Raw genomic sequence first — 12,393 nt, 5'->3', positions numbered from 1 at the left:
GCTCGCGATTGCGGCCTGACATTCAACATTCATGTCGACTGACACGCCCTCATCGCGAGCAGGCTCACTCCTACAGAGGGTCAGTGTCAGGTTTGAGATTTGAGTAATGCCCTCCGGTTTTTCACGGGGGGTTTGGGGGGGCCGTTGGCCCTTGACTGTTGGTTAAACATGGAGAGACCGGGATGGTATTTTCATCCAACGTGTTCCTGTTTTTGTTCCTGCCGATCTTTCTCGGCATGTACTACTTGAGCGGAATACGCTATCGCAACCTGCTGCTGCTGCTCGCCAGCTACGTGTTCTATGCCTGGTGGCGTGTGGACTTCCTTGCGCTGTTCGCGGCCGTCACGTTGTGGAACTACTGGATCGGCCTCAAAGTCGGTGCCGCAGGCGTTCGGACCAAACCGGCACAACGCTGGTTGCTGCTGGGCGTGGCCGTCGACCTGTGCATCCTCGGCTACTTCAAGTACGCCAACTTCGGCGTCGACAGCATCAACGCGATGATGACGTCGGTCGGTCTGTCGCCGTTCATCCTGACCCACGTGCTGTTGCCGATCGGGATCTCGTTCTACATCTTCGAGTCCATCAGCTACATCATCGACGTCTATCGGGGAGACACCCCGGCGACCCGCAACCTGATCGACTTTGCCGCATTCGTGGCGATCTTCCCGCACTTGATCGCCGGCCCGGTGTTGCGTTTTCGCGACCTCGCCGACCAGTTCAACAATCGCACCCACACCCTCGACAAGTTCTCCGAAGGTGCCACGCGGTTCATGCAGGGTTTCATCAAGAAGGTCTTTATCGCCGACACCCTCGCGGTGGTGGCCGACCATTGCTTTGCCTTGCAGAACCCGACCACGGGCGACGCCTGGCTGGGCGCCCTCGCCTACACCGCGCAGTTGTATTTCGACTTCTCCGGCTACAGCGACATGGCCATCGGCCTGGGCTTGATGATGGGTTTCCGCTTCATGGAAAACTTCAAGCAGCCGTACATCAGCCAGTCGATCACCGAGTTCTGGCGTCGCTGGCACATCAGCCTGTCGACCTGGTTGCGTGACTATCTGTACATCACCCTCGGCGGTAACCGTAAAGGCACGCTGATGACCTATCGCAACCTGTTCCTGACCATGCTGCTCGGTGGTCTGTGGCACGGCGCGAACATCACCTACATCATCTGGGGTGCGTGGCACGGCATGTGGCTGGCGATCGAAAAGGCCCTGGGCCTGAACACCTCGCCACGCAGCATCAACCCGATCCGCTGGGCCCTGACTTTCCTGCTCGTGGTCATGGGCTGGGTGATCTTCCGTTCGGAAAACCTGCACGTCGCCGGTCGCATGTACGGCGCGATGTTCAGCTTCGGCGAATGGTCGTTGTCGGAACTCAACGCGGCCAGCCTCACCGGCCTGCAAGTGGCGACCCTGGTCGTGGCTTACATGACCCTGGCGTTCTTCGGCATCCGCGATTTCTACAGCAACCTGCCGCCTGAGAAGACCAAGCCTGTGGTCAACGTCGAGGCCGACGGCCCGGCCGCTGCCACGCCTGGAATGATCAAAGCCGTACCGGGCGACAACCCGACCAGCATCCACGAGCCTGGCTACACCGTTGGCGTTGAAGCCACCGTGCAACCGGCCTACTGGACGGCGGACTGGTCCCGTTACGTGATGCGCACGCTGGTACTGGTGCTGTTCATCGCCTCGATTTTCAAACTCTCGGCGCAAAGCTTCTCGCCGTTCCTTTACTTCCAGTTCTGAGGGATCTGACCATGACCCGCTCATTACGTATCTTCTACATCGCCCTGTTCATGGTGACCCTGCTGGTACTGGGCCTGTGGTCGACGCGCAGCTTCTTCGGCTTCAGCACCAACGCCGATGCGACGGTGCTCAATGGCCGCTGGGCCAAGGCTGTGGAAACGCACTACGACGAGGAGTTCCCGATCAAGCGCCTGGGCACCAACCTTTGGGCCGCGCTGGATTTCAAACTGTTCAACGAAGGTCGTCCGGGCGTTGTGCTCGGCCGCGATCAATGGCTGTACAGCGATGAAGAATTCAACCCGATCGTCAACGAAGAGTTGAACCTGCAAGGCAACTACGCGCTCGTAGAAGGCGTACGCCAGGAACTCAAGGCCAAAGGCGTGAAACTGGTGATGGCGATTGTGCCGGCCAAGACTCGCCTGTACCCGGAACACCTGGGCGCAGTGAAACCTTCGAGCATTCACGCCAACCTCTATGAAGACTTCCACGCTCGCGTGGCAGCCAACAAGATCATCGCGCCTGACCTGTTCGGCCCGATGCTCAAAGCCAAGCTGGACGGCGAGCAAGTGTTCCTGCGCACCGACACCCACTGGACCCCGGAAGGCGCGCAAATCGCCGCCGAGACCCTGGCCAAGACCATTGCCGAGAAAACCCCGCTCAGCGGCGAGCCGCAACGTTTCGTCACCGAACCTGCGGAGAAGGTCACGCACAAAGGCGACCTGCGGTTGTTCCTGCCGCTGGACCCGCTGTTCGAAAACCTGATGCCGAAGACCGAGCCGTTGCAAAAGCGCAACACCGTGGTCGCGCAAGACCAGCCTGCCGGTGATGACGCGCTGTTCGCCAACACCGAAGTGCCGGTGGCCCTGATCGGCACCAGCTACAGCGCCAACCCTAACTGGAACTTCGTCGGGGCGCTGAAACAAGCGCTGAACAGCGACGTGGTCAATTACGCCGAAGACGGCCACGGCCCGATTCTGCCGATGCTCAGCTACCTGAAAAGCGATGCTTTCAAGAACAGCCCGCCACAGGTGCTGATCTGGGAGTTCCCTGAACGTTATCTGCCTGTGAACAACGAAATAGGCGACGCCGACCCGCAGTGGGTCGCAGAGCTCAAAGAAGCCGGCGCCCGCCAACAAAACGTAGCCGCAAACACTAAATCCGAGACGCCCGACCGGGCGCAAAACTGAAAGAGAGAGGTACTACCATGACTTTCACTACTACTCCTCGCCGTCTCGCCAAGACCTTCGCACTTGTTGCTGGCATGAGCGTGTTGTCGATGTCCGCCTTTGCTGGTGACGCTGCACTCTACGGCCCGACTGCACCGAAAGGTTCGAGCTTCGTCCGTGTCTACAACGCCGGTAACGCTGAAGTCAGCGCCACCGTCGGCAGCACCAACCTGGCCGAAGTCGCGCCGCTGTCCAGCACCGACTTCAGCTTCATGCCGGGCGGCGACTACAGCGCCAAGGTCGGCAGCCAGACCCTGCCGGTGAAACTGGCCGGTGATCACTATTACACCCTGGTCAACAACGCCAGCGGCGCGCCGCAACTGATCGAAGAGCCGCCGTTCAAGAACAAGCAGAAATCCCTGGTTCGCGTGCAGAACCTCAGCGACAAGGCCCTGACCCTGAAAACCGCTGATGGCAAGACCGAAGTGGTTCCATCCGTAGCGGCCAAGGGCCGTGGCGAACGTGAAATCAACCCGGTCAAAGTCAGCCTGGCCCTGTACGACGGCGCGACCAAAGTCGGCGACGTGAAACCGGTTGCCCTGGAACGCGGTGAAGCCGCCGTGCTGTACGTCACCGGTAAAGGCAGCAGCCTGTCGCCAGTCTGGGTAAAACGCCCGGTTTCGACGCGCTAAACATTTTGCCTGACTGACGCTGTTCCCTTGTGGGATCGAGCCTGCTCGCGATAGCGGTCTGACATTCAACATTGATGTCGACTGATACGCCGCCTTCGCGAGCAGGCTCGCTCCCACATTGAACCGCAGTGCCAGTCGGGACACGGAATAAGAACAAGAGTGAAACGACAGAACGCAGTAGCTCTGACCCATACGATTTTCAAGGAGTAACAACATGATTCCGGTGATCTTGTCAGGTGGTAGCGGCTCACGTCTTTGGCCGCTTTCGCGTAAGCAATTCCCTAAACAGTTCCTCGCCCTGACCGGCGAACACACGCTGTTCCAGCAAACCCTGGAACGCCTGGTGTTTGAAGGCATGGACACCCCGATCGTGGTCTGCAACAAAGACCACCGCTTCATCGTCAACGAGCAGCTGAGCAACCGTAAACTGGAAACCCAGCGCATCCTGATGGAACCGTTCGGCCGCAACACGGCGCCGGCCGTGGCCCTGACCGCGATGATGCTGGTCAATGAAGGTCGCGACGAGTTGATGCTGGTGCTGCCGGCCGACCACGTGCTGGATGACCAGAAAGCCTTGCAACGTGCGCTGGCGCTGGCCACCGTCGCTGCCGAAAACGGCGAAATGGTGCTGTTCGGCGTTCCGGCCACCAAACCGGAAACCGGCTACGGCTATATCAAATCGACCGCTGACTCCCTGCTGCCCGAAGGCGTCAGCCGCGTCTCGCACTTCGTCGAAAAACCGGACGTCAAGCGCGCCACCGAGTTCGTCCAGTCCGGCGGTTACTTCTGGAACAGCGGCATGTTCCTGTTCCGTGCCAGCCGCTTCCTGGAAGAGCTGAAAAAACACGATCCAGACATCTACGACACCTGCCTGCTGACGCTTGAACGCAGCGAACAGGATGCCGACACCGTCACCATCGACGAAGCGACTTTCGCCTGCTGCCCGGACAATTCCATCGATTACTCGGTCATGGAAAAAACCCAGCGCGCCTGCGTCGTACCGCTGACCGCCGGCTGGAGCGATGTCGGTTGCTGGTCGTCGCTGTGGGAAGTGAACGAAAAAGACGCCAACGGTAACGTCACCAAAGGCGACGTGGTCATTCAGGACAGCAAGAACTGCATGATCCACGGCAACGGCAAACTGGTGTCGGTGATCGGCCTGGAAAACATCGTGGTCGTCGAAACCAAGGACGCCATGATGATCGCCCACAAGGACAAGGTCCAAGGCGTGAAACAGATGGTCAACACCCTCAACGAGCAGGGCCGCAGCGAGACCCAGAACCACTGCGAAGTCTATCGTCCGTGGGGCTCCTACGACTCGGTGGACATGGGCGGCCGTTTCCAGGTCAAGCACATCTCGGTCAAGCCGGGCGCGTGCCTGTCCCTGCAAATGCACCATCACCGCGCCGAACACTGGATCGTGGTCAGCGGCACGGCCGAAGTGACCTGCGACGAAAACGTGTTCCTGCTCTGCGAGAACCAGTCAACCTACATCCCGATCGCCTCGGTTCACCGCCTGCGCAACCCGGGCAAGATTCCACTCGAGATCATCGAAGTGCAATCGGGCAGCTACCTGGGTGAAGACGATATCGAGCGGTTCGAAGATATCTACGGTCGCTCCACCCCGATCGAACGCGGCGTGTCGGTGAAAACCATCGCGCAGTAAGCGTTCAGTAAAACAAAAGCCCCCGTCCAGTCCGCTGCGTTTTCCCTATCCGCAGCGGGTTGGTCGGGGGCTTTTTTGTTCGTTCCCACGCTCTGCGTGGGAGTTCAGCCCAGGATGCTCCGCATCCCATTGGAACGCGCAATGTCCATTCCCTCAGCCCTTCGGTAGGATGGTGGCCATGAGTTCAAGGAGCGTTCAAACATGTTCATCGGCGTCTTGCTGGTTATTACCTGGCTGATCCTGTTGCTGCGCTACCCGGCCAAGGCCTTGCCCGTCTCGGTGGCGGCCGCCATCGGCCTGGGTCTGGTGGCCACGTGGGTGATCTGGATGGACAACCGCGAGGTCAAGCAACTGGCGCGCCTGGAGTTGCGCATCACCTACGCGCCGGAACACTGCCCGGCAGACCGGCCGTTGAAACTGACCATGAACAACGGCAACGACGTGCCGCTGACCGAGTTGCGCTGGCGTGTCGCCGCGTATGCGCCGGGCGATACGGTCAATCTGGCCGACAATCAATACACCGCCCCGCGCTATCGCGGCCCCGGCGAACTGCAAGCCGGCGCCACCTGGGAAGACTGCTTGCCCCTGCCGCCGCTGCGCCCTGGCTATCGCCCGCAAACCCTGGAGTTTCGCGCCGAGCGTTTGCAGGGTAGTTTCTCCGACTGATCCCCCTACTTCTTTTTGCACAAGGACCGCGCCATGCCCGTTGCGTTGATTACCGGTTGTTCCAGCGGCATCGGCCGCGCCCTCGCCGATGTGTTCAAAGGGGCCGGATACGAAGTCTGGGCCAGCGCCCGCAAGGCTGAAGATGTGGCCGCGTTAACCGCCGCCGGATTCACGGCCGTACAGCTGGACGTCAACGACGGCGCGGCGCTGGAACAGTTGAGCGAGCGGATCAACCAGCAACATGGCGGCCTCGATGTGCTGATCAACAACGCCGGCTATGGCGCCATGGGGCCGCTGCTCGACGGCGGTGTGCCGGCGATGCAGCGCCAATTCGAAACCAATGTGTTCGCGATTGTTGGCGTGACCCGCGCGCTGTTTCCGGTGTTGCGTCGGGCCAAAGGGATCGTGGTAAACATCGGCAGCGTTTCCGGGGTGTTGGTCACCCCGTTTGCCGGCGCGTATTGCGCCTCGAAAGCCGCTGTCCATGCCTTGAGCGATGCATTGCGCATGGAGCTGGCGCCGTTCGGTATCCATGTGATGGAAGTACAGCCGGGCGCCATCGAATCCAGCTTCGCCAAGAATGCCGGGCATGAGGCGGAGCAGTTGATCACCGACCAATCGCCGTGGTTTCCCTTGCGCGAAGGTATTCGTGCGCGGGCCAAGGCCTCTCAGGATAAACCGACCCCGGCCAAGGAGTTTGCCGGTGGTTTGCTCAAGGCTGTGCAACAGAGCAAACCTCCGCGCCTGATTCGTCTGGGCAATGGCAGCCGGGCGTTGCCGTTGTTGGCGGGGTTGCTGCCTAAAGGGTTGCTGGAGGCGGGGTTGATGAAGCGGTTCGGGCTTAGGGGGCAACTGTAGGACTGCGTTATCGTTTTTCGCGGGCAAGCCTCGCGCCTACAGGCTCGCGTCGTTCGCAATATTTGCCCAGGCTTGCCCGCGAAGACGTCAGACCAGACGCTGCAAAAACTCAGGAAACAACCATGACCGACTACACCGACTACTTCGACGAAGTCATCCAGGCCCACATCGCCATCGAACAATGGCTGGCCGAAGAACGAGACGACTCGGCACTTGAACAACTGCTGAGCCGGTTTTCACCACAGTTTTCCATGATCTCGCCCCTCGGCCGGGTGCTGGATTTCGAAGCGTTGAGCGAGTTGTTCTTGCTGGCCGGCGGGAAGAAGCTTGGCTTCAGGATCGAGCTCAGCGAGTTGCGGGGTATTGCACTGTACGACGGTGGCGCGGTGGTGGGTTATCGCGAGCAGCAGACCGATGCGACGGGCCTGCACTCGGATCGCCGCTCGACAGTAGTGTTTGAGAAACAGGCCGGTGGCAAGGTGGTTTGGCGACATTTGCATGAGACGTTTTGCAAGGGCTGAGCCTTTGTCTTATGCCTGACGGACCGAGTCAGTTAACCACGACCGTGCACGTAATCCCCGCCGCCAAAAGAACACCTTCCGGCACTTCATCAATGTGAATCCGCACCGGCACTCGCTGCGCCAGGCGCACCCAGTTGAATGTCGGGTTCACATCCGCAATCAGCTCGCGGCTCTCCGGATTGTCCCGGTCGTAGATGCCACGGGAGATGCTTTCCACATGCCCCTTCAACACCTCGCCGCTCATCAACTGCATGTCGGCCTTGTCGCCCACCCGCACATGCGGCAGTTTGGTTTCTTCGAAGAAGCCATACACCCAGAATGAGTTCATATCGACCACAGCCATTTTCGCTTCGCCGATGCGCGCGTAGTCACCGCGATGCACGTTGAGGTTGGTGACATAGCCGTCCACCGCAGCACGGACCTCGGTGCGTTTGAGGTTCAGTTCAGCCGCTTCCAGTTGTGCCTGGGCATGCTGGTAATCGGCCAGGGCCGAGTCGGCGATGTTGCTGGCGTCGTCGCGGTTTTCCTTCGAGATCACCAAGGCGTCCATGTCGGCGCGGCGATGGGCGTTGACCTTGCGCATCTCCCACGTCGACTTGCGCGAGGCCACCAGGGCCTGCGCCTGTTTGACCGCGATGCGGTAGTGCTCAGGGTCGATGCGCATCAGCAGATCGCCCTTCTTCACTTGCTGGTTGTCGCGCACCGGCACGTCCACCACTTCCCCGGTGACGTCGGCGGCGACGTTGATAATGTCGGCGCGCACCCGGCCGTCGCGGGTCCACGGCGTGTCCATGTAATGCACCCAAAGGGTCCGGCCGATCCATATCGCGAGGGCCAGTACCAGCAACGTGGCGAGCAGGCTGAAAAGCTTTTTCATCAGGGCCTTCTTCAGAAATAGAGAGTCAACGGTAGACCGTCAGCGCCAGAGCGCCGAACAGACAGGTAAACAGGCTCAGGCGCAGCAGCGCCGGGTGCCAGAAGAAACGGTACAGATCGAACCCGGACAGGAACCGGTCCAGCGCCCAGGCCAGCGCCGCGGCGATGAAAAACATCAGCGTCATGGTGGGCATGTACACGCCGTGGAAGGCGATTTCACGAGGCATGTTCAAGTCCTTGGGGCCGGGTCCCGGCGTAGGCGGCGAGCGGTGATTGCGGGTCCAGCAGCGAGGTGCGGATGAAGTGCAAATAGCTCTTCACCCGCCGCAACGCGGAGGTGTCGAAGTGCGGCGCGAACGGTTCGTCGGTGGCTTGCACGCGGCTGATGGCATGGTCGACCGCGATCAGGCCGCGCTCCAGATTGCTCGGGCTCGGTTGCAGAAATAGCCGCACCAGCGAGCGGCCCATCACGCGGATTGCCTGGCGCCACGGCTGGGATTCGGCGTAGGCCGGATGCACCGGCAGAATCGCCTGTTCCTTGCGCAACTCGATGATCGCGTGGCCGACTTCCAGCACCACGAACATCCAGCGCAGCAAATCCCGTTGCACCTGCGGCTGACCCACCGCGAGGCCGTAAGCCTGATGCAGCAAGTCCCGGGTGCGGCTTTCGAAACTCGAAGCCAGGCCCTTGAGCTTGCCGCTGATCGCATACACCACTTGCCCACGCAAATCCTGCTCGAGCCGGCGCCACAACCAGCGGCTGTTCGGCGGCAGAATGATCGCCCCGGCCGCCGCGCACACCAGCATGCCGAGCACCATGGCGATGTAGTCGTTGATGAACGCGTAAGGGTTGTAGACGGTGAGGTTGTCCGGCACTGAACCGGTGCTGAAGAAGATCAGCAACCCGAGGCCGACACCGGCGTATTGCGGCCGCGACGTGAGGAACGAACCGAGCACGATCACCGGCGCGAGCATCACGCACAGCAAGGGAAAACCGTCGATCCACGGGAAGATGAAAAACATCTCGACGAAGCCGATCAGTGCCCCAAGGAATGTGCCGCAGGCCATCTGGAACGCCATGCGTTTCGGGTTCGGTGTCGCCGCAGACAGACCGACGGTAGCCGCAGCGATCAGCGTCATGGTCGCCCCGCTCGGCCACGCCGTTGCCACCCAATAACTGCCCAGCACCACCAGAATGAACGCCGCACGAATCCCCGATGCCGCCGAGGCCATCCAGTTGGTTTGCGGGGTGAATGGTTCGTCCCATTGCTCGCGCGCATGGCTGTGATCGGCCAGTGAAGCGTGGGTCTGTGCATAACTGTGCAACTCGTCGACGAAGCGATAGAGCAGTTCGTAGGCGGTATGAAAATCGAGCTGCTCGGCGTCGCTCGGACCACTTTCCTGAAAGGTCGCCCGCAGGCTGCGAACCCGCGCCGGCAAGTTTTCCTTGTAAGTCGCCAAGGCGCTGGCCAGGCGTGCGGCATCGGGGCTGGTCAAGGCGCGACCGCTGAAGCCATCGAGCAATTCCGCAAGATCCTGCAACCCCGGTTTGATCGCCGCCACCACGTGGTCAGCGCCGCTGCTGCGCAAGCGTTCGAGCAATTGGTGCAAGGCGTTGAAGCGCGTAGTGATGCCCATGAATTCGCTGTTCAAGCGACTCAGTCGTCCGTTGCGTCGACGCATGTGCGGGTCTTCGAACACGGTGACGCTGCGCAGCCCTTCCAGGCCGACAGCCTCGGCAATAAAGCGCACGTTACTGGCTTCGAAAGCCTCGGGTTTGCTGCGACCGCGCAAGCCATCGGTGACGAACAAGGCGAACACACCAAAGCGCTGATACAAGGCGTTGCGCATCGCCGCGCTGGCGGTTTGCGGCAGGATCGCGGCGCTGACCACGGTGGCGCAAAGAATCCCCAGCGAGATCTCCAACACCCGCCAGACCGCCGCCATGAACGCGCCGTCCGGGTGGGCCAACGCGGGCAAACCGACCATCGCAGCGGTGTACCCGGCGAGCACGAAACCGTAGGCGCGAAAGTTGCGATAACGCGCCGCACCGGCCGAGCAGAGGCCGACCCAGATCGCCAGCGAGCCGAGGAACAGTTCGGTGTTCTGGGCAAACAAGGCAATCAACGCGACCATCACCGCTGACCCGGCCAGCGTGCCGAGAAAGCGGTAAAAACTCTTGGCGAACACCTGGCCGCTTTGCGGTTGCATGACAATGAACACGGTGATCATCGCCGTGCGCGGTTGCGGCAACTCCAGACGCATCGCCAGCCACAGGGTGAGGAACGCGGCGAACAGCACTTTGAAAATGTAGACCCAGGTCACGCCGTCGCTGCGTGCCCAGTCAAAAAAACCACGGCGCCATTCAAGGGAATACAGCCAGCGCAGAGGTGCGGGCGAGGGAGTCATGAGTATCCTGGAAGCACGTGAGGCAAAAGAGATTCTGTGGCGAGCGAGCTTGCTCGCGCCGGGCTGCGTAGCGGCCCCAATATTCCGGCAGCCACCTCACATGTTGTGAGTGCTGCGCACTCAAGCGGGAGCAAGCTCCCTCGCCACAAATGCGGATGTACCTGGAACATCGTGTTCAATTCGAGAGGCTCTTTAAAAGGGCCGGGGTTTTCGGTGCCTGGGTCTGGCTGTCCTTCGGCACATCATTTCCTGCACCCAGCCCGCCACCCAGCGCTGTCACCAATTCGGCGTGGGCACTCAGGCGTGCGGCCTGAACCTGCTGCTGGACCTGCTGCTGCTTGAACAACAAGGTCTGCGCGTTGAGCACGTTGAGGTAGTCGGTGAGCCCGCGCTGCCAGGCGACCATCGCGATGTCATAAGTCTTCTGCGCAGCGGCCACCGACTCGGCGGCGAAGGTTTGCTGCTTGTCCATGGACTCGCGGCGGATCAACTGGTCGGAGATGTTTTTCAGCGCGTTGACCAGCGTCTGGTTGTACTTGGCCACGGCGATGTCATACCCGGCCGAGGCTTCGCCCAGCTCCGAACGCAAGCGCCCGCCGTCGAAGATCGGCAACGAGATCGCCGGGCCGACGCTGTAGTTGAGTTTCTTGCCGGTCAAAAACTCCATCGCCCCACCGCCAGTGGCCATGTAGCCGAGGCTGCCGACCAGATCGACGTTGGGGTAGAAACCGGCGTGGGCGACATCGATGCCCCGCGCCTGGGCCGCCACTTGCCAGCGGCTGGCGACCACGTCCGGACGTTGACCGAGCAATTGCGCGGGCAATGACGACGGCAGTTTCAGCGGCGCGGCCAACGACAGCGTGGGCCGTTGCAACTGCGCGCCCTCGCCTGGACCTTTCCCCGCCAGAGCGGCCAGTTGGTTACGGCTCAGGGCGATTTCCTCGTCCAGCGCGTCGATCTGGCGATGGGTTTCCGGCAGCGGCGTTTCAGCCTGACTGACATCGAAATGGGTGCCGATGCCGCCGTTCAAGCGTTTTTGCGCCAGATCGAGAATTTGCTGCTGCTGTTTCAGGGTCGCCTCGACAATGTCCCGTTGCGCGTAATGCAGCGACAGTTCGATGTAGGCGCGCACGATATTGTTCTGCAATTCGAGTTGCGCCAGACGCGCTTCGGCGGCCGTCATGTGCGCCATGTCCACGGCGCGCTCGGTGGCGTTGCTTTCGCGGCCCCAAAGGTCGAGGGCGTAGCTGAAACCCAGTGCAGCGTTGTTGTCCCAGGTGGTCGTGTTGGCCAACTCGCCCGGCCCGTAAAACTGATCGGTCGGCCAGTTGTGACGCTTGAGGGTGGATTCGCCATTAATCTGCAACGACTCGGCAGACTCGGCGATGCCGGCCATGGACCTGGCCTGTCGCACCCGCGCGGCGGCCATGGCCATGGTCGGGCTGCCTTGTACGGCGAGATCGATCCAGCGGTTCAATTGCGGGTCGCCATAGGCCTGCCACCATTGCGCGGTGGGCCAGTGAGCGTCCTGCGCGGCGCTCTGGATGGCGTCGTCGGTGGCCAGTGAATTGGCCTCCAGTGCCTTGCCCTGCGGGGCAATTCCTCCGGTGCCGATGCAGCCGCCGAGGGTCAGGGATAAAGCCAGAACACTGAGCGTCTGAAGCGCTCTGTTGATGCGACGCGGCACTGCTGCGATTTCCTGAGAGAAGGGGCGTACGAAGTCCTGTAGGAGCGAGGCTTGCCCGCGAAAGCGGCGAATCAGTCGACATCGTTGGTGACTGTCACGCCGCC

Annotated in this window: 11 protein-coding genes; 7 read left to right on the top strand and 4 right to left on the bottom strand. The window is 61.1% G+C overall.

The window, feature by feature from the left end; genetic code table 11:
* The first annotated feature begins 182 nt into the window (after positions 1-182).
* The 7 genes from QMX98_RS26090 (at position 183) to QMX98_RS26060 (ending at position 7,317) form a co-directional block, all read left to right on the top strand.
* On the top strand, positions 183-1,748 hold the full coding sequence (locus QMX98_RS26090) for an MBOAT family protein (RefSeq protein ID WP_077748261.1): 1,566 nt from the start codon (positions 183-185) through the stop codon (positions 1,746-1,748).
* A gap of 11 nt (positions 1,749-1,759) precedes the next feature.
* Entirely contained in the window at positions 1,760-2,935 is a 1,176-nt protein-coding gene (locus tag QMX98_RS26085; protein ID WP_010463127.1) for an alginate O-acetyltransferase, read from the top strand.
* A 17-nt stretch (positions 2,936-2,952) separates the two neighbouring features.
* A complete protein-coding gene (locus tag QMX98_RS26080) occupies positions 2,953-3,606 on the top strand; it encodes an alginate O-acetyltransferase AlgF (protein ID WP_042932354.1) in 654 nt (217 codons plus the stop codon).
* A gap of 214 nt (positions 3,607-3,820) precedes the next feature.
* Positions 3,821-5,272, top strand: a complete 1,452-nt coding sequence (locus tag QMX98_RS26075; protein ID WP_010463132.1) for a mannose-1-phosphate guanylyltransferase/mannose-6-phosphate isomerase — start codon at positions 3,821-3,823, stop codon at positions 5,270-5,272.
* Between the two features lie 201 nt (positions 5,273-5,473).
* The gene (locus tag QMX98_RS26070; RefSeq protein WP_010463133.1) at positions 5,474-5,938 is read left to right on the top strand and encodes a hypothetical protein; all 465 of its coding nucleotides are present in this window, start codon (positions 5,474-5,476) and stop codon (positions 5,936-5,938) included.
* Between the two features lie 33 nt (positions 5,939-5,971).
* Positions 5,972-6,796 (top strand): SDR family oxidoreductase, encoded by an 825-nt coding sequence (locus tag QMX98_RS26065; protein ID WP_282411584.1) that lies wholly within the window; start codon positions 5,972-5,974, stop codon positions 6,794-6,796.
* Between the two features lie 122 nt (positions 6,797-6,918).
* Positions 6,919-7,317, top strand: coding sequence for a DUF4440 domain-containing protein (locus QMX98_RS26060; protein ID WP_282411583.1), 399 nt, complete (start codon positions 6,919-6,921; stop codon positions 7,315-7,317).
* Between the two features lie 28 nt (positions 7,318-7,345).
* Here the strand turns inward: QMX98_RS26060 and QMX98_RS26055 are convergent, their stop codons facing one another.
* The 4 genes from QMX98_RS26055 to QMX98_RS26040 all read right to left on the bottom strand — a co-directional run bounded on the left by QMX98_RS26055 (position 7,346) and on the right by QMX98_RS26040 (position 12,289).
* Positions 7,346-8,194 carry an HlyD family secretion protein gene (locus QMX98_RS26055; RefSeq protein WP_010463139.1) on the bottom strand — a complete coding sequence of 283 codons (849 nt, stop codon included), beginning with the start codon at positions 8,192-8,194 and terminating at the stop codon, positions 7,346-7,348.
* A gap of 25 nt (positions 8,195-8,219) precedes the next feature.
* On the bottom strand, positions 8,220-8,420 hold the full coding sequence (locus QMX98_RS26050) for a DUF1656 domain-containing protein (RefSeq protein WP_007896379.1): 201 nt from the start codon (positions 8,418-8,420) through the stop codon (positions 8,220-8,222).
* Positions 8,410-10,602: an FUSC family protein gene (locus QMX98_RS26045; protein ID WP_010463144.1), complete on the bottom strand. Its 2,193-nt coding sequence runs from the start codon at positions 10,600-10,602 to the stop codon at positions 8,410-8,412. Before QMX98_RS26045 ends, QMX98_RS26050 begins: the two co-directional genes overlap by 11 nt.
* 175 nt (positions 10,603-10,777) lie before the next feature.
* Positions 10,778-12,289, bottom strand: a complete 1,512-nt coding sequence (locus QMX98_RS26040) for an efflux transporter outer membrane subunit (protein ID WP_083374965.1) — start codon at positions 12,287-12,289, stop codon at positions 10,778-10,780.
* Positions 12,290-12,393: the final 104 nt, after the last annotated feature.

Origin of the sequence: Pseudomonas sp. PS02303, assembly GCF_029959925.1 — a bacterium.
Taxonomy (GTDB): Bacteria; Pseudomonadota; Gammaproteobacteria; order Pseudomonadales; family Pseudomonadaceae; genus Aquipseudomonas; species Aquipseudomonas mandelii.
Note: the sequence above shows the minus strand (reverse complement) of the source record. Positions and strands in the feature narration are given on the sequence as shown.